The sequence below is a fragment of the [Scytonema hofmanni] UTEX 2349 genome (genome assembly GCF_000582685.1).
Lineage (GTDB): Bacteria > Cyanobacteriota > Cyanobacteriia > Cyanobacteriales > Nostocaceae > Hassallia > Hassallia hofmanni.
In genome coordinates this window covers 22362-46424 of record NZ_KK073768.1, presented here as the reverse complement: position 1 = coordinate 46424, position 24063 = coordinate 22362, and the positions used below count along the sequence as shown (strand labels likewise).

The 24063-nt window shown below is 40.3% G+C and carries 17 protein-coding genes and 3 pseudogenes; 14 read left to right on the top strand and 6 right to left on the bottom strand.

The window, feature by feature from the left end:
• Positions 1-15: 15 nt before the first annotated feature.
• Positions 16-279, bottom strand: a pseudogene (locus TOL9009_RS49025) (hypothetical protein); the annotation flags it as partial.
• On the opposite strand from TOL9009_RS49025, the pseudogene TOL9009_RS45220 reads away from it, so the two are divergent.
• Positions 279-552 (top strand): annotated as a pseudogene (locus TOL9009_RS45220) (ISKra4 family transposase); the annotation flags it as partial. The pseudogenes TOL9009_RS49025 and TOL9009_RS45220 overlap by 1 nt on opposite strands.
• A 3-nt stretch (positions 553-555) precedes the next feature.
• On the opposite strand, the pseudogene TOL9009_RS50845 reads toward TOL9009_RS45220, so the two are convergent.
• Positions 556-915 (bottom strand): annotated as a pseudogene (locus TOL9009_RS50845) (hypothetical protein); the annotation flags it as partial.
• A gap of 653 nt (positions 916-1568) precedes the next feature.
• Here TOL9009_RS50845 and TOL9009_RS0105380 point away from each other — a divergent pair.
• Positions 1569-2105, top strand: coding sequence for a hypothetical protein (locus tag TOL9009_RS0105380; protein WP_242055658.1), 537 nt, complete (start codon positions 1569-1571; stop codon positions 2103-2105).
• A 204-nt stretch (positions 2106-2309) separates the two neighbouring features.
• Entirely contained in the window at positions 2310-2453 is a 144-nt protein-coding gene (locus tag TOL9009_RS46910; protein ID WP_186227486.1) for a hypothetical protein, read from the top strand.
• 102 nt (positions 2454-2555) lie between these two features.
• Here TOL9009_RS46910 and TOL9009_RS0105375 read toward each other — a convergent pair whose 3' ends face one another.
• Complete coding sequence (locus TOL9009_RS0105375) at positions 2556-3947, bottom strand: hypothetical protein (RefSeq protein WP_029631674.1); 1392 nt, start codon at positions 3945-3947, stop codon at positions 2556-2558.
• Positions 3948-4724: 777 nt separating this feature from the next.
• Between TOL9009_RS0105375 and TOL9009_RS44325 the strand changes: the two genes are divergently transcribed.
• The 6 genes from TOL9009_RS44325 (at position 4725) to TOL9009_RS0105340 (ending at position 13392) form a co-directional block, all read left to right on the top strand.
• A complete protein-coding gene (locus TOL9009_RS44325) occupies positions 4725-6323 on the top strand; it encodes a nucleoside hydrolase (protein WP_084763129.1) in 1599 nt (532 codons plus the stop codon).
• Positions 6324-6508: 185 nt separating this feature from the next.
• Positions 6509-7288, top strand: a complete 780-nt coding sequence (locus TOL9009_RS0105360; protein ID WP_242055657.1) for a peptidylprolyl isomerase — start codon at positions 6509-6511, stop codon at positions 7286-7288.
• A gap of 156 nt (positions 7289-7444) precedes the next feature.
• Positions 7445-10465 (top strand): peptidase domain-containing ABC transporter, encoded by a 3021-nt coding sequence (locus TOL9009_RS0105355; RefSeq protein WP_029631670.1) that lies wholly within the window; start codon positions 7445-7447, stop codon positions 10463-10465.
• Between the two features lie 127 nt (positions 10466-10592).
• A complete protein-coding gene (locus tag TOL9009_RS0105350) occupies positions 10593-12035 on the top strand; it encodes an HlyD family type I secretion periplasmic adaptor subunit (RefSeq protein WP_029631669.1) in 1443 nt (480 codons plus the stop codon).
• A 73-nt stretch (positions 12036-12108) separates the two neighbouring features.
• Positions 12109-13095, top strand: a complete 987-nt coding sequence (locus tag TOL9009_RS0105345; protein ID WP_029631667.1) for a phosphotransferase enzyme family protein — start codon at positions 12109-12111, stop codon at positions 13093-13095.
• A 90-nt stretch (positions 13096-13185) separates the two neighbouring features.
• Positions 13186-13392, top strand: coding sequence for a hypothetical protein (locus TOL9009_RS0105340; protein WP_029631665.1), 207 nt, complete (start codon positions 13186-13188; stop codon positions 13390-13392).
• A 158-nt stretch (positions 13393-13550) separates the two neighbouring features.
• Here TOL9009_RS0105340 and TOL9009_RS0105335 read toward each other — a convergent pair whose 3' ends face one another.
• On the bottom strand, positions 13551-14795 hold the full coding sequence (locus TOL9009_RS0105335) for a hypothetical protein (protein ID WP_029631664.1): 1245 nt from the start codon (positions 14793-14795) through the stop codon (positions 13551-13553).
• Between the two features lie 461 nt (positions 14796-15256).
• Here TOL9009_RS0105335 and TOL9009_RS0105330 point away from each other — a divergent pair, with 461 nt between their 5' ends.
• The 3 genes from TOL9009_RS0105330 to TOL9009_RS0105320 all read left to right on the top strand — a co-directional run bounded on the left by TOL9009_RS0105330 (position 15257) and on the right by TOL9009_RS0105320 (position 18918).
• The gene (locus TOL9009_RS0105330) at positions 15257-16669 is read left to right on the top strand and encodes an NYN domain-containing protein (RefSeq protein WP_029631662.1); all 1413 of its coding nucleotides are present in this window, start codon (positions 15257-15259) and stop codon (positions 16667-16669) included.
• A gap of 341 nt (positions 16670-17010) precedes the next feature.
• Entirely contained in the window at positions 17011-18162 is a 1152-nt protein-coding gene (hppD, locus tag TOL9009_RS0105325; RefSeq protein WP_029631660.1) for a 4-hydroxyphenylpyruvate dioxygenase, read from the top strand.
• A 51-nt stretch (positions 18163-18213) separates the two neighbouring features.
• Positions 18214-18918: an HAD family hydrolase gene (locus TOL9009_RS0105320; RefSeq protein WP_029631658.1), complete on the top strand. Its 705-nt coding sequence runs from the start codon at positions 18214-18216 to the stop codon at positions 18916-18918.
• Here TOL9009_RS0105320 and TOL9009_RS0105315 read toward each other — a convergent pair.
• Positions 18915-19544 carry a CPP1-like family protein gene (locus TOL9009_RS0105315; protein ID WP_029631656.1) on the bottom strand — a complete coding sequence of 210 codons (630 nt, stop codon included), beginning with the start codon at positions 19542-19544 and terminating at the stop codon, positions 18915-18917. The two genes, TOL9009_RS0105320 and TOL9009_RS0105315, sit on opposite strands and share 4 nt — an antisense overlap.
• 1094 nt (positions 19545-20638) lie before the next feature.
• Between TOL9009_RS0105315 and TOL9009_RS0105310 the strand changes: the two genes are divergently transcribed.
• Positions 20639-21355 carry a response regulator transcription factor gene (locus TOL9009_RS0105310; RefSeq protein ID WP_029631654.1) on the top strand — a complete coding sequence of 239 codons (717 nt, stop codon included), beginning with the start codon at positions 20639-20641 and terminating at the stop codon, positions 21353-21355.
• A 549-nt stretch (positions 21356-21904) separates the two neighbouring features.
• On the opposite strand, the gene TOL9009_RS0105305 is transcribed toward TOL9009_RS0105310, so the two are convergent.
• Positions 21905-22099 (bottom strand): DUF2811 domain-containing protein, encoded by a 195-nt coding sequence (locus TOL9009_RS0105305; RefSeq protein WP_029631653.1) that lies wholly within the window; start codon positions 22097-22099, stop codon positions 21905-21907.
• A gap of 520 nt (positions 22100-22619) precedes the next feature.
• Between TOL9009_RS0105305 and TOL9009_RS0105300 the strand changes: the two genes are divergently transcribed.
• Positions 22620-23903, top strand: a complete 1284-nt coding sequence (locus tag TOL9009_RS0105300; RefSeq protein WP_029631651.1) for an MDR family MFS transporter — start codon at positions 22620-22622, stop codon at positions 23901-23903.
• The last annotated feature ends 160 nt before the right edge of the window (positions 23904-24063 follow it).

Genomic DNA, 24063 nt, shown 5'->3' with positions numbered 1-24063 from the left:
TCTCTAACTTTTATCCTAAATTGGGTCGTCTCTACCAATCCCCAATTCCTTCAGCTTTGTTTTCACATCCTCCCACTGAGTACCACAATAGTAATATTTTTTATCCAATATATTGGCAATGTAGTAACCCTGTTTCCCTCCGTTAACTCCGAAAAGGGCGATCGCAACTTTTTTCATCGAAGTTTCAAAAGCGGCAAATATATCTTCTTGGGAAAGTAAAGGTGCATTAAACAGGTTTATAAATGGTTCACCCTCCTTAAAAGCCCAACCATTACCGCATGACTGAAGAAGAAAACCAACTTTTACTTCAACACGCTCGTGCGATCGCTAAGATACTCTACAAAAACGCTGCGATTGAGGAACTGACAAGCTTAGGCAAGATAGAAGAAGTAGTACGTAGCCAAATGCAGGAGCATGTAATGCCATGCCGTAGGGGTTTTTTTACCCTTAAATGTCACAGGAGAAAACACGGGACACAGACGAGAAATAAAAAGTATCATTGGAAAACTACCAGTTACAAGTTCTCAAGCACAAAAACTGGAACTTAGACCCATGATTAACATATATACAATTCACTACTCCAATTCCTTGGATTACGCCATGTTCATTCCCAAGGCGGTTCGACGGACAGAGTACTCTGTCCGCCGACACGCCGCACTATACTGCCGTCTAGTTGTTTCTATTTCTATCGCATATCTTTTATCAATTACTGTGTCATCAAAAACCAGATATCCGTTATTATTTATTTCAATGATGTCTTTGACATTGTCCCAAAGTAACCGTGGCGTTAGTTTTTCATTATTCAGATAGCGGTTGATTAAATCAATTGCTAATCTGTTCTAAATGGTCTGCTAAATTTGTGAGAGTATAATTAATTTGACTACTCAATCTGAGGGGGTGACAACTTCGTCTCAAAGCCTTATCAAATAAGGATTATCAAAGGATGAGCCTTGAAACGCTCAAAACAAATTGGGAAACTATCCCAACAGAAAAATCAGGCTTTTGGGCTGTGATTATTGAGAATGGAATCAATAAAGCCAAAAAATGATGTTTATCTTTTCATAGCACAAGCGTTCAAAACCCTTGCTGCGTCTTTGGTTCAAAGGGTTTTGTCACCCCCTCAGCTACTCAACAAGTATTGGCAATAGTTAAGTTTAGTAAATATCATGGCTAAATGAATTTTCTTGATGCTGCCTCTATTAATTTTATGAGAAAATTTTTCAATCAACTTTACACAATTGATTAGTATTACTAATTCATGCTTAGTCCGATAGCTAAAATTCATTCAGGAAATACAAATGTACTGCTAGATAGCGATCGCTCTGTACCAGTTGTGTAAGCAGATATCAATACACATGTACTAAAATTTAGCGATCGCTTGTGCCAGTTGCGTAAGTCCTGCCTCTATTACTTCACCCTATGAGATAAAAGAAATACTGGATACTGAGCTGCATTCAAAAATACACTCTGGGCAAACAGGGGAAGGAAAGGGAGTTTATTCTGACTCCGCCTCCCCTAGTCAGTCTCAACCACTGAAGACAACTGCATATCAATTACCAGCACCGACTATGAGGGTACGCTACTGGGTTCATTGGTTTCGCATTGGTTTGGGCATCTTTTTATTGCTGTCGATTCTCATGAGCTTAGGGAGCTGTAGCTTAAATGCGGCAACCGTTACTTGGAACAAAGCTGCTAATGTTGTGCCTGCTACAGTCGTTGAACAGGTGATTGTAGAAAATACAGAGTTAAATGCCAAAGTATCTGCTAAAAATATACTGGCTTGGAGTGTGGAACAAAAAGACGGTAGGTTCGCAGTTTTCAACTTGAATACACCTGATGTCTGTGGTGCTTTGGGATGTCTGTATACTGGTTACTGGCTCAGAAAGGACAAACCAATTACTCAGGTATTCTTGAGTTACTTGAATTCCAATCTGCCACCAGATAAGCATTTGTTGTCAGTGGGAGAGAATCGAGGTCAGGCATTACCGTGCATTAAAGTACTGCAAACCGAGCAAGAGCAGCTACGCCAATTGAATTTTTGTTTCAATGGCACTGGCTATCAACTTGCTGATAGTCAGCTTTTCACAAGGCGTGAAAATTTTTAAAGTTGATAACTCGCAATCTAGAAGAAAACTCTGCCCTAGTCTTCTTGGCTACGGCAGGGTATTTTTATCGGAAGTCGGCGGAAAACTCCGAACCGTGGGTGGAGTGTTTCATGTGACATACTCTATAGTTGCATTGGGCTATTCCTCATCATCTATAGCGCTTCTCAGTTGGGTGCAATACATCAAAGAATTAAGGAAACCCAGATGAACGCACCCTCGACGCAGATAAATCTGTATTTGATTCAAACGAGAAGCGCTATAATCACCTTTTTCAGCAGACGTTTTTGGGCTGACGATCGCGATCGCTTTCATTACCACGTCCGGGATAATTTGATACTGTCATTCTGAGCAAATAAAAACATTGGAACCGTCGGAGAGACGTTCCACCGGAACGTCTCTACGTATATGATTTGTCGGACATGATATAAAACGATTTTTTACATTTCTTTATCAGTCTTGCATTCCTGTATATAAAAGCCTGACAAATAAGCGCACACCATCATCTGCTTTCAAGGTTGAATAAGACGGAGCTTCTCGATTACCGATCGCACGCAAATCTGATAACAATTCAGGATGAAACTGACAAGTAAAAGAACGGCGAATTTTTTTAGTTTCAAAGTCTTTGTAATTAATACAAGTAGCTGAACATTGTGTAACTATCTCACCATCAACTGCCGTTGAACATAAAATCTCCACAGAGTCAGGCAATTGTATTAGCCATCCCAAAGCACTTCCAGCTATAATATGTCGATAAGGAACAATAGCATCATGAATACTGCGATAAGCCCAGTTAGCAAACAGTATCGCCTCTTCGTTAACTTCATCGGAGTGAAACATGGAAATTGATACTTCACGCTCATATTGAATTGTGGTATCAATTACACCTTCATGACTGTCAGCAGTTACATCATGAGCATGAATAAATTCCGAAGGAATGCCTAAAACTTCACCGTCGAGAGACTGATAAGGTAACAATACGCGATCGCCAACTTCTTTTGATTCGTTGTGCGTCACTGCAAAATGGTCATCATTCCAACCAGAAGCAACTACCCGTCCATCATGCTTTTTGACTTGAAGTGTTTTGCCCGTCGTTGCAATGCGTTCTGCAACCTCTTGCAGTGATTTGAGTGCTTTATTCTCCTTGTCACGTTCTAAAGATGTTGTGTCCAAAACTTCTTTGACTGCTCGTCGAATCAGTCGGATATGACATTCAGCAGCTAGCTGATGTCCTACACAAATAAAGATAGCAGGAGCGGTATTAGGCGATCGCGAGAGGAGTAATTTTTCCACTAACGCAAACATATCTTCTCGCGGGCAAGCCGGACTTGTCCAAGTTGATGTATCATACACAGATGGGTTGCCTCCTTCCACTACCACTGCATAAGCCGAGATAATTGCTGGAACAACTAAGTCTGGATCGATAACTCCACAAGACCAAGCAGGAAACAAGATTGAGTCCATATCGGCGAGTTTTTGACCAATATAGGCTACATTTTTAGAAGCTCTAACTTCTTCACCAAGATTGTTAACGCCTACATGTTCCCACGGTTCGATAATGACTATAGAGTTGCGTAACAAATTGGGATGCAACAGCAGAAACTCAAAGTCTTCTCGTGAATTAATCACCTTTTCTAATGGCTTTCCGTGTCCCCACTCAAATTTATCGTCAGGAGCAAAGAGTTCTTTTTCAGATAGTGGATTAACAGAGGTTCTGTCTGCTAAAAAACGACCTAACAAAATATGTACAGATTCAAAATCTGTATAGCCTTCATGCAAGTACCCAGGAGTTAATCGCCAAGAGGCTGGGGTAGTTTGTTGGTAAGATTTTACAGGTTCAGTCATAGTTAGAATAAATTTTTGCTAATAAGCGTGTGTGTTTAGTAAGTACACTTACCGCGTTTTATCTTACCAGATAGGCGATCGCTGTTGTAACCAAGGTAGAAAAACATCATGCCGAGCATGGCTAACTTCAAAAGCTGCTACTAATACAGACGTAATGAACAGGACTTTCATAATCTGCAATTAAGCCAGTGATTCGTTCTTCCCGCATTTGCTCAACAGCGGTTTCTAAATTACCAATTGGAGTAGATTGAACAACTAAGTACAACATTTCATTAATAGGAGCGCGAATTCTCCGCGTAGCTTTGCGCTTACAAGAAAGGCAGAGGGCAGAGGGCAGATGGCAGAAGGAAAGAAGTATTAATAAAAACTTACTTTGTGGGTATAAAGCCCAGTTTAAACAAAGAATTGTATCGAGCGGAAAGTGCGCGTTCCGACAAAGCGTCCTTGCTTCAATCCCACGTTTTTAAACGTGGGTTCTATAAGTGCCTTCTGCCTTCGTACTTCTGCCTTCTGAAGCAAAGCGCCGTCTTCGCATAATTATACTTGACTGGGGAGTAAAAATTATTCCCCAGCTTCATCAAAATTTTATAAATAAATTGTCAATATTTGCGTAAGATTACATTGATCGCAGTTGACATGAAAATAAGAGTTAATTGATTCGCATTTTGATACATCGTAAAATAGTTGAACTAATTAACCAGATAATTGCCTGGTAACTATTTTTATGCTTACTTGCGTTAGAATACTTAAATTTTTCATTATAGGAGATAAAAAGCAATGGTAAATTCAATCAAACCGATTCCCTTAATCGTGGATGACGATGGTAGTCAAGATGGCATGACTGCTCTAGCGTTTATACTGAATAATCCCAAATTCAGCGTTGAGGCTATTACAATTAGTCAGGGGATTGCACTTCCTCCAGAAGGCTTTATCAATAATCTAGCTCGAATGCTAGGACGACTGGGAGATACCGACATTCCGGTTGGAGTTGGCAGACCGGACCCCTTATCAGGAAATAACACCTATCCAGAGTTTATTCGAGCAGGTTCTGATACGTTCTGGGCACCGTTTGTTACCTTACCAGATACAGTGCCATCGATCCAGACCCAGAGTGCAGCTTCCCTGATTGTGGAAACAATACGCAACTCACCAGAACCCGTAGCAATTCTGGCAACTGGTTCACTAACCAACATTGCAGAAGCTCTGCGTCTTGACCCCTCAATTATTGACAATATTGCAGTCGTGCAAATCCTGGGAGGGGCAGTCTTCGTACCGGGAAATCTTGGTGTACTGCCAGAACCACCGTTTGCGACTAACGCAGTTGCCGAGTTTAACATTTGGGTTGATCCGGTTGCAGCTTCCGAAGTGTTTGCCGCAGGAGAGCGGGGTTTAAAAATACAATTGACTCCTCTTGATGCGACGAACCAGATTTCATTTGATCGCGGTGATCTCGAAGCTTGGCGGGCTACAGGCACTCCCGAAAGTGTGCTATCCTCAGAGTTCTTAGACTTTGCACTGACGATAATTCAGAGCGGAAATGACCCCAATCCTGTCTGGGACTTGATTGCTGCAATTAACCTCAGTGAGACAGACTTCTCCCCAGAAACTCCTCTATCTATCACAGTTGATACAGAATCAGATCCAGGAGCAACTCAAGGTCAACTAATTGTTGTTCCCGATCAGCCACCTAATATTTTGGCATCGTTGAATCCAAGTTTTGACAACATTCCCTATAGTCCCAGTGAGCTTTTCGCAGTAATAGCAGCACAAGCTTCTGTTCCCGGATTTAGTATTGGCACCTCAGGGGATGATGTTGTATACGGCAGCGATGCTAGAGATGTCATCAGTGGTCTAAGTGGCGATGATATCATCTACGGTAATGGTGGCGAAGATACCCTCCTGGGTGGATATGGCAATGATACTATTTACGGCTCTGCCAGTAATGAATTCATCTCAGGTGGTGTTGGTAATGACACCATTTATGGTAATGGTGGTTTGGATACTATCTACGCTGGCGAGGGTGATAACCTTATATATGGTGGTTCTCAAGCTGATAGAATTTTTGCAGGTTCTGGAAATGACACTATCTATGCTAATGGTGGTGGTGACTTCATTAACAGTGGTGCTGGCTTAGATACTGTTTACTTAGGTACTGGAAAAGCTACGGTTGTGTTAGAAGCAGGTCAAGGTTACGACACCATTAATAACTTTGAATTAGGCTCAAGTACATTTATAGTGGGCAACCTGCTGAATGATTTGACCTTTGCTGACGAGTCTAATGGTGTGCGTATTTTTGCAGGTAATGATTTGCTTGCGGTTGTATCTAATCAATCTGCAAGTACTTTTAGCAGTAACGTTGGGGGAATTTTTGCCTAACTTAACTCTTTTGTAGAAGTTTAAAGTTAGATGCGATCAAAACCCTTGTAGAGACGCGAAATTGTACTTCGTCGCGCTTCGCTAACGCGTCTCTACTGATTATTAATTCTTAACTTTTGACAAAATTAACCAATTTATAATCTTTTCTTCACCTTTTATCGGTACGTTAATACTTAAGGTAATAAATGACAGCGGCAAACGCAAGAAAAACTGATATGACTGCAATGAATTTGCAAGTTGGCGATGTTTGGCAACAAGCCGCTACACATTTAAGTAAAATTACATCTGGGGAAATTATTTCCTTACTAAAACAGTATGGAATAATGCCGCAGTTTATGCGAGAGGTTTTGATCGATTGTGCGATCGCTGATATTGCTTTGACAACCGAAGAAACCTTTAAAGCATGTCAACAATTTTACCAGCAACAACAACTCACATCCGATGCTGACTTAGAAACATGGCTCATATCGCGTGGGTTATCTCGCGAACAACTTGATCATATTATTACCCGCAACACCAAACTAGAATACTTCAAACAAGGTAATTGGGAAAATAAACTAGAGTCTTATTTTCTACAGCGCAAAGCCAAGTTAGATCGGGTAATCTATTCATTAATTAGAGTTAAAGATATTGGTATTGCTCAAGAGCTTTACTTTCGCATTCAAGAAGGGGAACAGTCATTTAGCGAACTTGCAACTAAATATTCTTTAGGTTCGGAAGCAGAAACAGGAGGTTTACTCGGTCCGATGGAGTTATCAGTACCCCATCCAGATTTAGCAAAGATGCTCGCAGCAAGTCAACCCGGTAACCTTTTACCACCAACTCGCTTAGGAGAGTGGATCGTCATTATACGGCTAGAAAAGTTTATGAAGTCTCAATTAAATGAGTCAATGCGGCAGCGACTATTAAATGAATTATTTGAAAATTGGATACAAAGTCAGTATAAAGCGTTGATTGCTGAATAAACAATTTTTGGCGTTACTGAATGGAAATATGAATTGAAAATTTTTACGCTCTGGTTGCAGGTGAAAAATCCTCGTAGAGACGTTCCGTCGGAACGACTCTAGCATAAATTAGGGATTTAATATTAATATTCAACGCCTAATTTTTAATTTTAACAGATGAGCTATACAACAGTTAACACTGAAACATTTCTCAAAGCGATCGCTCCTTTTGATCAACTTTCACAAATCGCACTATCTAAGGTATCGCAACAAGCGCAGTTATTGCGCTATCGCATGGGACAAACAATTGTCATGCGGGAAAAAATACCCGCTGTCATTTCGATTATTTTTGAAGGACAAGCGCGATTATTAGGATACGATCCAAAAAGTCAGATGCCGGTAACTTTAAAGTTACTGCAACCTGGAGATATTTTAGGTTGGGTTGGACTGATTCGGGGAGTTGGTTGTGAAACAGCGATCGCTTCCAGTGAAACCATATGTATAACTATAAAAACTACCGAATTTCTCACGCTTTTACAACAAGAAAAAGCTTTTGCATCTTACTTTAACAATCGTTCGGAGTTAATCGAAGTCTTTGATTTGTTAGCAGCAGAACTGCAAAGTCGTGCAGATAATGAGTTATTACTTGAAGCAAGTGATTCAAATTCTTTAAAAGAATTAGCTTTGAAGCTTCATTCAGAAACCGTAGTTGTCAATCTTCCCCAAGATTCTCAAAACCAATTGCCAAGCGATCGCTTATGGTTAATTAGTGGGGGAAATATTCCAATTGATATAATTGCTACCCGCTATAATCCCGAAACGCACTCCACAAAAGGAAAGCATCTACGTTTACTCGGCTTTCCCACTAATATTTTCCCCACTGAGACAAGGAGACAAGGGGACAAGGAGACAGGGGGACAAGGGGGAATTTCTTCGTTATCTCTCCCCACTTCCCGTGATGATATCCCATACGCACCAGATGAACCAGAAGGAAGACAGGTAGAAACTTCTAGCCTAAAAAAATATCCATATGTGCGCGGTAGTGGTAAAGTAGACGCAGTTTTAGCTTGCTTTCAAATGTTGAGCAAGCAATTGAATCTGCCTTTTCGTCGGGAAGTTCTACGTAAGATTTTGCTTTTGCAGGAACGACGAACAGGTTCGCTATCGTTGCAGCAATGTGGAGCGATCGCAGAATCACTCGGTTTAAACGCTCAACTTATCAGTTTACCAGTTAATGCCGTCGGACGACTCCAAGCACCAGCGATTGTGCAATGGCAAGATAGTTTTGCCCTACTTTACGAAATCAATCCTCAAGCGATCGTTTTAGGAATTCCCGAAGTTGGAGTTTTACGGCAAAAAACCGCAGACGTTGCCAGCATCTTGCTACAGTCGGCAACTAAATTAGATGAATCTCCCAAAGAAACCGTTCCCGTTTTGCTGCTGCAACAAACTAGATATACACCACAGCAAAAGTTTGGTTTAAGTTGGTTTTTACCTTCTTTATACAAATATCGTCAAGTACTAATAGAGGTATTTATTGCCTCATTCTTTGTCCAATTGTTTGGGTTAGCAAATCCGTTAATGACCCAAGTTATTATCGACAAAGTTTTAGTGCAGAACAGCGCTGATACGTTGCAAGTCTTAGGGATTTTTCTCATAGTCATTGCCGTATTTGAGGCAATCCTAACTAGTATTCGGACATTTTTATTCGTCGATACCACCAATCGAATAGACTTAGCACTCGGTTCGCAAATTATTGACCATTTGCTACGTTTACCTTTACGATACTTTGAACGTCGTCCAGTAGGTGAATTATCAACACGAGTAAATGAATTAGAAAATATTCGTCAATTTTTAACCGGCACAGCTTTAACAGTCGTTTTAGATGCGGTATTTTCAGTTATTTATATTGTGGTAATGTTTATCTACAGTTGGCTACTGAGTTTAGTAGCACTTTCCACATTACCATTATTCGTACTCCTAACAACATCAGTTTCGCCAATTGTTCGACGACAACTGCGAACAAAAGCAGAACGAAATGCCGAAGCGCAATCTCATTTAGTTGAGGTGCTATCGGGTATTCAAACAGTAAAAGCGCAAAATATCGAATTGCGATCGCGTTGGCAATGGCAAGAACGTTATGCTCGTTATGTCAGTGCCGGTTTTAAAACAGTTCAAACTTCCACCGCAGCAGGTTCAACCAGCAACTTCTTAAGTCAACTTTCCGGTTTATTAGTATTGTGGGTAGGAGCTTATTTAGTACTCAAAGGCGAACTTACTTTAGGGCAATTAATCGCCTTTAGAATTATAGCAGGTTACGTCACCAGTCCATTGCTGCGATTAACGCAACTATGGCAGAACTTCCAAGAAACGGCTCTTTCTTTGGAACGATTAAGCGATATTATCGACTCACCTACAGAATCTTCCGAAAGCGATCGCGGTAACATTCCCATGCCGATGATTCAGGGTTCAGTCAAGTATGATAACGTATCCTTCCGCTTCAATCCCAGCGGTCCGCTACAACTTAATAATATCAACTTAGAATTTCCCGCTGGTATATTTATCGGGATAGTTGGTCAAAGTGGTTCCGGCAAAAGTACGTTGATGAAACTTCTGCCACGTTTGTATCCTTTAGAATCAGGTCGAATTTTAATCGACGGTTACGACATCAACAAAGTCGAACTTTATTCTTTAAGAAAACAAATTGGCATTGTACCACAAGATACGCTCTTATTTGATGGAACAATCCAAGACAATATCGCATTAAATCATCCAGACGCAACCTCAGAAGAAATTATCGAAGCTGGGAAAATTGCCTTTGCTCACGAGTTCATTATGAACCTAGCTAACGGTTACAATACCAGAGTTGGAGAACGTGGAGCATCCCTTTCTGGGGGACAAAGACAAAGAATAGCGATCGCTCGAACCATCCTCCAAAACCCGCAAATGCTCATTCTCGACGAAGCTACCAGCGCGTTAGATTACGAATCAGAACGGCAAGTTTGTTTAAATTTAGCCGAAGCATTTAAAGGACGTACAGTTTTCTTTATTACCCACCGTCTCACCACAATTCGCAATGCTGATTTGATTTTAATGCTCGATCAAGGCTTTGTAGTTGAACAAGGAACCCATCAACAATTAATGAGTGAAAAAGGTCGTTATTACTGTTTATATCAACAACAAGAAGCACAACTTTAATTGGATAGTGGTTAGTAGTTAGTGGTTAGTAGTTAGTGGTTAGTAAAATAATCAGCAACCATCAACCATCAACTATCAACCAACCACTATCAACCATCAACTATCAACTATCAACCAACAAAATCCAATGAATTTTGAATTTGACCAACCTGTAATTTTACAGCGATCGCCTATATTATCACGAGCAGTACTTTGGGGTATTGTTGGTGTAACTAGCTTCACGCTAATTTGGTCTGCTGTTGCTAAAATTGAAGAAGCGATTCCGGCAACTGGCAAACTAGAACCACAAGGAACGGTAAGAGAAGTTAAAGTACCGCTGAATGGTTTGGTAAAAGAAGTTTATATTAAAGACGGTCAACAAGTTAAGAAAGGAGACTTGCTATTGCGTCTTGATCACACTGCACAAAAAGCGCAAAAAGTCTACTTACAGAAAGTTCGTAAGAATTTACTACAAGAAAATCAATTTTATCAATCCCAAATGAGTGATAAAGTTCGCGTACCGGCGACAAATCAGATAAAATTGCCTGAAGAGATCGCAATATTAACGAAAAACCGTGCTGGTTTAGTTGCAGAAAATCAACTTTATCGAGTGCAACTTTCGGGGAAATCGTCAGGAATAAATCTGACAGCCGATCAGCAATTACGCTTGCAAACCAATCAGCAAGAACTGAAAACTAAAGCTGCTACAGTCAAGTTAGAAGCCTCGCAATTAGAAAAGCAGGTGGTACAAAATCAGGTAAAATTGGCGAATGCGAAAAACGTGTTAAAAATTAATTCCCGCATTCTCAAAGACTTAGAACCATTATTTAAAGAAGGTGCGATCGCTCGCTTACAATACTTACAGCAAGAGCAGCAAGTTAGCACTCAGCAGTCAGATGTCGATGAGTTAACCCAAGAAGGAGAACGTTTAAAGTTAGCGATCGCACAATCAGGGGAACGTCTGCAAAATACCATGTCTGCGTCTAATCAAGACTTGTGGACGAAAATAGCCGATAATGATAAACGCATCGCAGAAATAGACAGCCAATTAAAAAAGGCGATCGTTGAAAACGAAAAAAACATTGCCGAGATGGATAATCAAATCAGTCAAAACCAAGTTTCTTTAGATTATCAAGAAATTCGTTCCCCAGTCAATGGTAAAGTCTTTGATTTAAAAGCCAGTAACCCTGGATTTGTGGCAAATTCCACCGAACCCGTTCTCAAAGTTGTCCCAGAAAACTCTCTCAAAGCCGAAGTATTCCTAACCAACAAAGACATCGGTTTCGTCAGAGCAGGAATGCCTGTAGACGTGAGAATTGACTCCTTTCCCTTTAGCGAATTTGGTGATATTAAAGGAACCCTAGAATCAATTGGTTCCGATGCTTTACCACCTACCGAAATTCGTCCCTACTACAGCTTTCCCGTCACAGTACGTTTAAATCAGCAAGCACTTACACTTAAAGATAAACAATTACCTCTTCAATCAGGTATGTCAGTAAGTGTCAACATCAAACTCCGAAAACGCACAATCTTAAGCATCTTCATCGATGGATTTACCCAACAAATAGAAAGCCTCAAATTCATGAGATAAACGAAAAAATAAAAAATTACGTAGTAAGCGCTTCAGCGCTTTCTTAGTCCATACCTCATTTTCATAAATTAAAATGGACTGGAACCAACTCGCACAAACTGCACTAACTCAATACACTATCACCGATGCAAAATTATTTTTCCTTGGTCATAGCGAAAACGTAACCTTTCGCGTAGAAACATGTGACACCACATCAACAAACAGTAACGAACCAGCAAAATTCCTTCTCCGCATCCATCACCCAGTTGCCCAACAAAGCGATTCAATTTGGCAGCAACACAACGTAATTCAATCAGAACTTTTGTGGCTATCAGCATTACATCGCGATACCAACCTAATAGTATCGAAGCCAGTGCAAAACAAAAACAGCACCTTCGTCACCTCTGTAAAAATTGATAGAAAACCACCGCTCAATTGTACTTTAATGCAGTGGGTTGACGGTTGCCAAATCAGTACCCAACCCACACCGAACCAAGCTTGGCAAGTTGGCGAATTAATGGCAAGATTGCATCAACACACTAGTTTTTGGGAGTTACCTTTAAGCTTCGTGCGACCAAAATACGACTGGGAGGAACTACAAACCTCACTGATGAAGCTGCATCTTTTGACAATATCTGACGCTGATTTTGCAGTGCTGGAGACAACAGTCAAGCGAATTGCTCTAATGATGACAGCGTTAGGAAAAACGCGCTCTTGTTGGGGTGTGATACACGCAGACCTAAACGAAAACAATTATATCTTTCATGAAGATAAAGCACGAGCGATCGACTTTTCACGTTGTGGCTTCGGTTATTATCTTTATGATATTGCCTCCACACTGCTACATCTGAAGAGTGAAAACCGTAGAGCGTTCCTCAATGGTTATCAAAGCGTGCGCTTATTGCCTGATGACTATGAAAATATATTAGAGGCATTTTTTATCGCCGCAACAATAAATAATTTTGCATTTCACGTCTCAAATCCCAACGAACACGATTACTTATTACAAACTGTACCCTACGTCACTCAGGCGTTTTGTAACAGATATCTTCAAGGCGAACCATTCTTATTTTACAACTAAAGAAAGAGGAATAATTACTTCTTATAGATGAGGCAAACCTATTGACTTAGCTGTTTATGTTGAGAACAGCAGCCATTAAAAGTAAAAACCATGAATAAGACATTACTATCGACTTTAATCTTTGCCTTCTTACTCTTATTTATCCTTTCTCCCTTTGCTGCACTTGCTAGTTTAATGCTCGTGTTGTTAGTTGCAGCAATTTTCACTTTAGTAGGGAATATATTGCAAGCAATTATTGGTAGTAACAGCGATTTGCAATCACAAGAAATAATAGCCAAAAAAGAAGCTCACAACTAAAAGCATTGATTTTGAGAATTGGAAAAATTGTGCGAGAAAAACAAAGATACCCGACTTCTTAGAGAAGTCGGGTATCTGAAAAAAATATTACTATACCTCAATACCGTTCAGTTAAGCCCAAAATCCTTTTAGCTTTTATCTTTTGAAAACACCATCAATTACAAATTATTGGAATTTTGAGGGTGTCCACAATGTTTACAATGTGACAAATTTTTGTAAGTAAGATTGTGGCAGTTTTGGCATTCAACGTATTGATAATAACCGCAGTGCGGGCAATAAACATCATGATGCTGAATTTTCTTCGCACAATTAATACAGCGTGATTTTTGAACTCTGCTAGCTGCCTGGACTTTAGGATTAAAGACAATGTTTTGGAGAAACTTGATAATTCCAAAACCAATAAGTGGAATCAGCAACACATAAGCATAACTAACTAAGAAAAGTAAACCACCAAAAAAGGTGCTAACGATATCAAAGATAAACTTAAATATTGCACCGACTTGCAGAAATTCAAATACTTTAAGTAATAGCGGGATAAAAAAGATAACCAGCAAATGCCAGCTAATTAGTGAGATGAGTCCATATCCTCTCCTCTGAGCAAATTTATAACTTGATAAAGCAACAATAATCAGCGGTAAAAGAAACAGAGACTGAAAAGCAAGCTGAATGCTAGGATACCAAAATGACGCTTGTTTATAGCCCTTTTCAACTGTCGTAAATTTATCGTTATCCTTAAGGAAAGCTATAAAATTAACGCTTTCTGGTTTTGCAAGCAGTACATTTTTCAAATTAGAAATTTCATTTTTCAGATTAGAAATTTTTCTGCTGTTTTGGTCTAACTCCTGTTTAGCTTTTTCAGCACCAACTGAATTAATTGATTGCCCACGAGCTTGACCTGCTATTTTTTCTAAGAGCGTTGAGTCATATTGAGCGCGAATATTACGATTGGTTTGTTCAAGTGAATTAATGTCTGCTTCTTTCCGAACAATGCTCTTGATGATTTGCTGCTGATTTTCGGAATTTTTAATCTTATCTTTATAAGTTGCATAATTCAGGCATGTTTCAGAAACCTTACCTAGATGTCCTGTTTGTGGTTGTTGATAAGTTTGCTGTAATGATGGTGAATTGATAGTATTATATGTTAGTGAAAGCTTTAAAATTTCATAATCTTTATCTTTCCCAGTTCCTGTCCGGTAATTTTTCCACTCGGAGTAACATGGATAAACCTGAGTCGGGTTCAGATGCCATTTGCTAATATCATCCAAACCCGTAAAAACATTGATTAAAATAAAAATATCAATCAAAATAATGACAATCAAGCTCACTTTATTTAGTGGTTCGTTGTTGATTGTTCTTGAATTACTAAAAAACTGACTGAAAAGACGACGTATTCTGGCAAACATATTATTTTTTAACAGGACTTACGAAAAGGGCATTGCTGAATTGATGTATGAATCCTTGTAAAGACGTTCCGCCGGAACGTCTCTACGACGGTTGCGTTGTTTTTATTACTGTTAATTAAACGGACATAATATAGCTCCTAACTTCATCATTACAATTACCAAAAAAATGACCAAATTTTTACTCAAGCTACTGCACAATCTCAAGCTGAAATCTACCCAGAATCGGAAACTGAATATTTATACACGCTAGTTTATGCCCAAATAACCTTTGTCAAAAATGAAGAAGCAGAAGTGACAGAGTTAATTCTGCACTAAAATGGATAAGAAAAGCCTGGTAAAAAGATTAAGTAAGTATTAACATTTACCTTAAGCAGTTTCACGGATCTCAGATTGTTTCTTCCCCAGATATAACATGATGATAATCTGAGCCTGGATGTCCTACTGTAGCGTGCTTGTCAACTATGGAACTTTTGCTAACAACTTATGATTCTGCTCTCTTCAACAAAATCGGCTTCTATGTTGGTCAAGCAATTATTGCCATTCAAGACAAGCAACCAGAATTATTACTGGAAAAATATAGAAACGTACCTTGGAATAGCCGCCATCAATTTAGTTTAACAGCAAAATTAACCGAAATACTTCGCCAAAGTAACGACTGGGACACATTAATTAATACATTGCAAGGGTTTCTAAAAGTTTTATTAATTCCTGAATCTTTCAACTCACCAATATTAATAAAATTAATTGAAGACATTCGTCTACTAAATCCGGCAAAACCTGAGTTAAATGGTTCAAACAGCCTCAACACAATTAAGCCAGTATCATCGGAAATAGTAACTAATGGTTCTTTGTCGCAAACAAAAATAGCAGTTTTACTTTTAGATGCAGAAAACTTACAAATAAATGCCGAAACTGAACAATTCTTAACAACAGTTTGCACTTGTCCGATTCAAGTTAAAATTGCCTTTGCCAATTGGCGCAGCATGGGTAAACTAGATATTGAATTTCATCAGCGTGGCTACGACTTAATTCATGTCCCCGCAGGTAAAGACAATGCTGATGGAAAAATGATAGCTTTTGGTTCGTCAATTCATGAGCATTATCCAAAAGCCAAGGAAGTTTTAGTTTGTTCCTCAGACACGGTAATGACTAACCTGTGCAACCATCTTCAGCAAAATGGATTAACAGTGTATCAGGTTAACAAGCAAGGAAACAATGTAACAGTAGTTAATATCTCTACAGGTAAAAATTACAATTATTCTCTGAATATATTACCAAAAATACCAACAATTGAACAATTTATTCATCAACTAAAAGAATTAATTAAAGTTGAACAAAAGCGTACTGAAAACTGTTGGGTAGAACTTGCTACTCTTTCTCAGATGTTTAAAGACAAATACCAATTAACTATCACTCAAATTGTCTCTAAGCATCTTCCCGGTAAAAAAGCAAGAGATATTTTTGTTAATTATCCCACCGAGTTTGTAGTTCACCAAATGAGTGAGCAGTCTGAATTATATGTAACGCTGTTTGAAATAAATCAAGTGCAGCAAGTAGATACCAGCAATGACGACGTTCAACAAACTAATGTAGCATCATTATCGAGCATAAATTCCAAAACAGATTTGGAAGAAGCGCTGAAGAATATTATAAAAAAGTTAACTACTCAATCTTCTAATAGCTACATTTGCATTGGAATTTTAGGTAGCAAATTTAGTCAACAATATGGTAAATCGATTACTAACCAAATCAAATGTTTGCATCTAAGTGGTAATTATATGAAATTTTTGCAATCATGCGATTCTTTGGAGCTACAAAAAACAGGCGATCGCTGGCATGTAGCACTACGTCAAACTAAGAGTGTTACAGCTTAGTAAAAAATTTCACGCATTTCATCAGCATTCACTCAGCGTTACTCTGCGCTTACCTCAGCGTCCCTTTGCGTTAAAAAAACGCTCGTTTTCACCCTTAATTATGTATGATGTGAATAAATGTAAACAACACAATGCATGATAAAGTCATTGTCGGTGCGTTGGCGAAGCGACTCAATCATGAGTACCGCGTCACATTCACTCCCTTTCCTGACATATTATGTTTTTTGGGGTCAAAAACAAAGCTGTTCTTACTTAATTCTAGCTTAGGAAAGACCTGAAAATCCGGCAAAAAAGGCAAAATCTAGAGACAGATAAGCTATTACGCTGGATTTTCGTAATTTATGAAAATTGCTCACGTCCATTTCTACGTAGAAGATGCACTCGTTTGGCAAGACTGGTTTGTCAGCCATCTCGGCTTTCAAGCAGTAACAGATTATATGATCCCCCTAACCTTGACAAACGGATTGTTTCACACTTGCACAAAAGTAGTCAAAAGTGGTGCTGTCTGCTTTTTGCTGTCTTCACCACTCTTACCCACAAGTCCAGTCGCTGAGTTTCTGCGTCAGCATCCCCCTGGTGTGGCAGATGTCGCTTTTGATGTCGAAAATGTCGAAAAAGCGATCGCTCTCGCTGCACAACACAATGCCGAAGTCCTACAACCGATTCAGCAATACCAACAAAGTCAAGAATACATCAAGTGGGGCAAAATCTCCGCTTGGGGTTCTTTGACTCATACTTTGATAGAAAGGGGACGACTTGGGGACAAGGGGACGACTTGGGGACAAGGGAGACAAGGAGGAATTTCTTCCACATCCCCCTCTCTCCCCCTCCCCCCCTCTCCCTCATTTCCCACATCCCCCCATTCCCCCCTGCCCCCCTCTTCCATCACCGCGATAGATCACATCGTCCTAAACGTGCCAGCGGGTGATTTAGAACGTGCTGTGGCTTGGTATGAAGAGGTTCTCGATTTTGAACCCCAACAAGCGTTTAAAATTAAAACCGATCGCTCTGCTTTGCACAGCCGAGTTATGCTTTCACGTAACGGCGGTGTACAATTGCCAATTAATGAACCAGCTTCGGCTCATTCTCAAATTCAAGAGTTTTTGGATGTGAACCGGGGAGCGGGAATTCAACATATCGCTTTGCAAACCCCGAATATTGTGAATGCGATCGCTCTTTTTCGCGCTTGTGGTTTATCCTTACTTCCAGTTCCTCCAACCTATTACTCCCAGCTAAAACAGAGAGAAAAACTGCCGCTTTCAGCCCTAGAACTGGAGGCGATCGCCAGACATGAAATTTTGGTAGACTGGAAAGAAGATACTCAAAAAGCAGTACTGCTACAAATTTTCACTCAGCCAATTTTCGGACAGCCCACCTTTTTCTTTGAGTTTATTGAGCGTCGTTTTCAAGCTCAAGGTTTTGGTGAAGGTAATTTTCGCGCTTTGTTTGAAGCGATTGAAAAGGAACAAATCAAACGCGGTAGCTTGAATTGAAAAGATAATAGGATTTAAGCTAGTCTGTAAATAAAATTTACATTTCCCTAAATGTTAAGACTAATTACAGACTTCGACGGTCCGATTATTGATGTTTCCGAACGGTACTACCGCGTTTATCAATTCTGTCTGGAGAAGACACTCCGTCCAAACCAAGCAGTACAAGAACTTTCTAAAGCGGATTTTTGGCAATTGAAGCGATCGCGTGTTCCGGAAAAAGAAATTGCCTTAAATTCCGGTTTGGACGAAATACAAGCACAAGAATTTGCTCAATTGCGACGACAAACCGTGCATACAGAGCCTTACTTTGATTATGATACCCTTGCCCCAGGCGCTGTAGAAGCACTGTTAAAAATTCAAGAAGCTGGGATCGATTTGGCTGTGATGACAATGCGTCGAGTACGTGAACTTGACTATGCCTTTAAAAAACATGATTTAGCCAGGTTTTTCCCGGAAAATCGTTGTTATTGCTTAACCAACGACTACGTGAAAACCCGCGACATTGATGATAAACCTTTACTCATGGAACGGGCAATAGCAGAACTACCAACAGCTGCTGATACTTGGATGGTAGGGGATACAGAAGCCGACATCACCGCTGCTAAAAATCACGGTGTCAAGGTGATGGCTGTAGAGTGTGGCATCCGCGATCGCTCTCAATTGGCAGTATACAACCCTGATTTAATTGTCAAGGATTTGAGCGCGGCTGTGGATTTTCTTTTAGAGCGATCGGCATCAAACAGCAAGCACGCTTAACGCAGAAAGCTGCTAATCAACCACAACAATATAAACGTCAGCACAGTAGAAAACTGATTTGCCGTCATACTGATAAATGTCATTTGCGGCACAAGTAACCCAGCAACTAGTCCCCCAGTAATTAAACCTACTATTAAGCCGAGCAGAGTCAACAAAACTGCTCGACCAAACTTGCCTTCTTTGCGATTGAGAAAGTAAATACCTATACCAACACCTAGCACCAATGCCAACTGTAAAACCTGATCGCCCCCAGCTTGGTAAAACACACTAATAGAACTCAAACCCAGATACCAAGCTCCAGGTAACAACACATCTGGAGGGGTTGGTTTATCAATGATTCGTTGCAGCCAAGCGCTTGATAGTTTTTCGCTCTTGGTGGGACTTTCTTTCGCTGGTGCTTGCACGAGGCGTTCAGGAAACCGAATGCGTTCTGGTACTTTGATTTTACCTTCTTGGCGCATCCGTAAGCGATCCATTAAAATCGCATCGTAAGCCACGTTAATCATTTCTAAACGCTTTGTATCGCCACTGTATTGCTCCAACAGGCGATTGCGAGCGTCTTGAATTTCATCGAAGCTAGCATCTTCAGATACCCCAAGTTTTTCGTAGGGATTTTGATCGCTCATCAGAAAATTGGGTAGAAACCCCGTCCTTATAGGACGGCTTTATATTGGGTTTAGATACCATTACCGTCCTGGGATTGTTTAACTCGGTGTACCTTTGTGTTGCACTTTCAACGGGACAATTACCATTTCAAGTCTCCCAATCCTGTACGCATAATGTTTGGACTTTCGTCCCTCCCTTTCGGGGTAAAGTTAGCCTTGACCAGTTATAAGAGCTTGTTGGGCTTGCAACACTGTTCCAGTTACCTTAGAACTGTTTAATTACAAGCGACAGAGCTGGGGACTGGCTGCGTATCCCAAGGTGTCGTGACTCAAATAACGGCTACCTATTACTAGGTGGTCGGGTCAGAATGGCGGGCGTGATTTCTCATGCAAGCCCTATGCCTAAAGGCATAGGGTTCCTGACGGGAGTTTATTACGTATAGCCTTAGTTGGCAGCAGCCTTTTTTTGAAGAAAAAACGGTTTTTTAGTTTTTATCTCGGTCGAAATGTTAAGTTTCGCTCGATTTCTATGTCCTACCAGGATAGTAACACGGGGAGCGATATGATCGACCTGGAAAATTTAACTATACTAACTTTAACATATTATTATAACTCAGTGTATCCCCTCATGTCGTTGCCCAGTTCTAGCTCTAATCTGGAATTTAAGCTAAAAATACCTAAAAGGCATCCTTGATGAAAAAATTAACTTTTCTGTTTCGGATTTTGCATCTCACCGTACCTTGGCATTTTAAATAATTAGTTTTCCAATGGTTTGTGGCATTCAGCTACATATGGATTTAAGATTGAAGCGTTTTAAATAACCACGCAACTCAAATCACAAAAATGTCTCTTATGCACCCAAAGCCTACCGAATGCGGGTCACATCTGCTTACTGGACACAAATAACTTGACTTGTTAAACATCTTCACTTCGGTGCAACACTGGCAGTAAGAAGAATATTCGCGTTCTAATTGTCCAGAATCCTGATTACACTATTACTTGGGCGATCGGGAAATTAATATCTTAAACTTGTAGATTGTTATTATCCCCGTGAAACCACCCTTTTACGCGGCGACCCTTGTTAATCCTATGATTTTTTGTGCAAAGTGATGGTCATGGCTCCTGCCAAAGTTCTTGTAGTTGATGACGACCCTGCGGTTCGTAATTTAATTCAACGCTTTCTGATTAAGCAAAGCTATCAAGTAGAGGCTGCCGAAGACGGTAAGACTGCCATAGCTTTATTTGAGCAATTTAACCCTGATTTGGTGATTCTAGATGTGAATTTACCAGATGTAATTGGGTTTAACCTCTGCCAAGAGATGCAAAGCCGTAACGGTGTCTTTGTTCTCATGCTGACTAGCCGTGCAGACGAAGCTGACAAGATTCGCGGTTTTGCTAAAGGTGCTGATGACTATCTCACCAAACCATTTGGTCTGGGAGAGTTAGAAGTCAGAGTAGCAGCCATTTTGCGGCGTCAGCGGGTTGTGACTACGGCAGAACAGAAACGCCTGGTATTTGAAAAATTGATGATTGATCCAGTACGCCGAGAGGTAACACTTAACACCCAACCAGTACTTTTAACTGCTCTAGAATTTGACTTGTTGCATTTTTTAGCCAGCCATCCGGGTCGAGTTTGGCGTCGAGCCGAACTCATCCAAGAGGTATGGGACTATGAATACGTCGGCGATCAGCGCGTTGTGGATGTCCATATCGGTCAAATTCGCAAGAAGATTGAAGTCGATGCTAGTCAGCCAGCACTAATCCAGACTGTACGTGGCGTAGGATATAAATTTGAATGTCCTACTCAGCCGCAGTCAGATACCAAGTCCTGAGTCAAGAGTCTTGAGTTTTTTGACTCTTGACTTTTGATTCACTGAAGGAGTGAATTTATTTGGTATGAACAGCGTTCATTCACACGAAGGTACGCCCAAAGATACGTCATTGATGTATTTACTACACAAATACAGCCAGACAGTTTTGGGAAATTATTGATTTAAAATTTAAATAGGGTGCGTCTAGCTTTCACAGTTGTTAACTGTCATTCAAGTCGATTTAGTTTCAATTTGAGCAATTGTCAGGTAAATTTGACTTGCTTCGACTGCTAAATGCCATCGCACTTTGTATAAATCACTTCAAGTTTTAATAGTTAAATTTAGGGAAGATTGAGAGTTTTATATAACATTTTCCTTTCTTTGAGGTAGGGTCGTCAGTGGCAATGCAGGCGTTAACTACAGTAAGAACGCCTTTGGGAACGATCGCCATCTGACTATACTCTAACCAAAAAATAAACCTGAGGAAACCCGGTTAACAGCACCAAGAGCGATGGTGAGGTGTTGTATTTTAGCTGTTTCTAGCGATCGCTTGCACCGCATTTTTACTTATCAATTGTGAAATAAAGTTTCTAGATATACGCGAGCCGTGCGGCGATCGCCATCTCCATTTTGCAGCAAAAACAATGACAGCGCCGCCGTTAATACTCGATTTTCATCCCAATCCGGATGTGATTCTAAGTAAATTTTGAGGGATTCGTGGAGCGTTTCCGGAATTTCTGTAAATATGCTAACCGTTGCGTTCATTTCTATTTTCCCCCTATCAGGTTAATCAATAAAGTACACGTTACTAAGGGTGTGAATAACACACCGTATGAATGTCTAACCAACAATCACAAGGCAACAACTGGGTAATTTTACACAGATCCACTGCCGATTACAAAAGCAAGCCGAATCATTGTGCGCTAAGAGGGGGTAGGTTTGTCAATGCTGCGAAATGTTACAAATCAGTTGTTCCAAACCAAATGACTACGAAATAATCAGGCTTGTAGGCTATTGTCTGTTACATATCTTTATAAAAACTCAGTCTTTTAAGTCAAGTATTCCTAACACTCAAAAATTAAGCGATCGTCATCAAGAGCCGATGAAACCGTAAAGCGGTTGTGGAAAACCTGTAAAATAGCTGTGGAAACTCTGTGGAATTAGTTAGGAAAATCAGCATGAATGATAAGAATTACAAAAAAGACGATTTAGCCCCTTTGACAGATTAAAAATTAAAAATAATTTTTTAAACTTATAACTAACAAAAGTTGAGCAATAGCGATCGTTGAAATTTCCGCCCAAGTTCCAGTTCCCATCATGGTTTCCGCCGATTCATCCCCAAGTTTGGATTTTGGCAGTTGGTAGACTTTTGTTAGAAATGGGCACAGGCTTTACCCTGTTTTATGCCCCGATTTTTTTCGTGAACAAAGTCGGTTTATCTTCAACCGGTGTCGGTTTTGCCTTGGGTAGCGCGTCGATTTCTGGGATCGCAGGCAGAATTTTAGGTGGTATTGGTGTTGATTCTCCATCGTGGGGACGCAGACGCACATTGTTGTTTTCAGCAGCAATTTCGGCAATTGGTTCTTTAGTATTATCTGCAAGCCACAATTTTGCTACTTTGGTAATCGGTAACTTAATTACAGGCTTAGGTTTGGGTTTATACTGGCCCGCAAATGAAGCCGTTGTTGCCGACTTGACACCAACTGAAAATCGCCGTGAAGCTTATGCGATTACGCGACTGGCAGATAACATCGGTTTGGGGATGGGAGTTGTCTTAGGTGGCGTTTTGGTCACGACTACTGGCAGTTATCGATCGCTATTTATTATTGATGCGATTTCTTTTATTGTATTTTTTGCAGTAATTTATCTGGCGATCGCCGAAACCCGTCAACCAGACATGAGACAATCACAGAAGACGGAACATATAGCTTCTTGGATGGCAGCATTAAGCGATCGCCCTTTTTTGGTCTACATTATCCTGAATATCATCTTCACCACCTACCTTTCCCAACTACACAGCACCATCCCCATCTACTTTAAAAACTTTGTGTCAGTTGGGAACTCAGGACAAGGATTTTCGGAAACTACTATTAGTGCCCTTTTCGCACTGCATTTAGCGATCGCTATTCTCTCACAGATACCCGTAGCCCGTGTTTTAAAACGCTTTTCTCACACAATCGCGTTTACCTTTTCTTCCTTGCTGTGGTCAATTGGTTTCAGCTTCATCTGGGCTTGTGGCATTGCTAAAACCGATAATCTAGTTTGGGCAGCTTTGGCATTGGCAATATTTGCCGTTGCGATAACTTCCTTCATCCCCTCAGCCTCTTCATTAGTCACCGACTTAGCCCCCGAATCTCAACGTGGGGTTTATTTATCCATCAACTCTCTGTGTTGGGCTATTGGCTATTTTATCGGTCCACCCTTGGGGGGTTGGGCACTAGATCAACCGCGAATCGTTAGCGATCGCTTTTGGTTAGGATTTTCCTTTAGTGTTGTCATCACCCTTGCCATTTTGCAATATCTCAATCGAATTTTGCCTACTCAGACAAAAGTCGGAAATCAAGAGTAGGAAATTCACGCTACCGTCTATTTACACTTGTTTTATTAAAAATTTTTATAATTTCCCATTATTAAAATACTATTTCATTGGCTCGATAGCAAGAAAAAATTCAGAAGGCAGAAGGCAGGAGGCAGAAGGCAGAAGGCAACCCACCCTTACTCATAGTGGG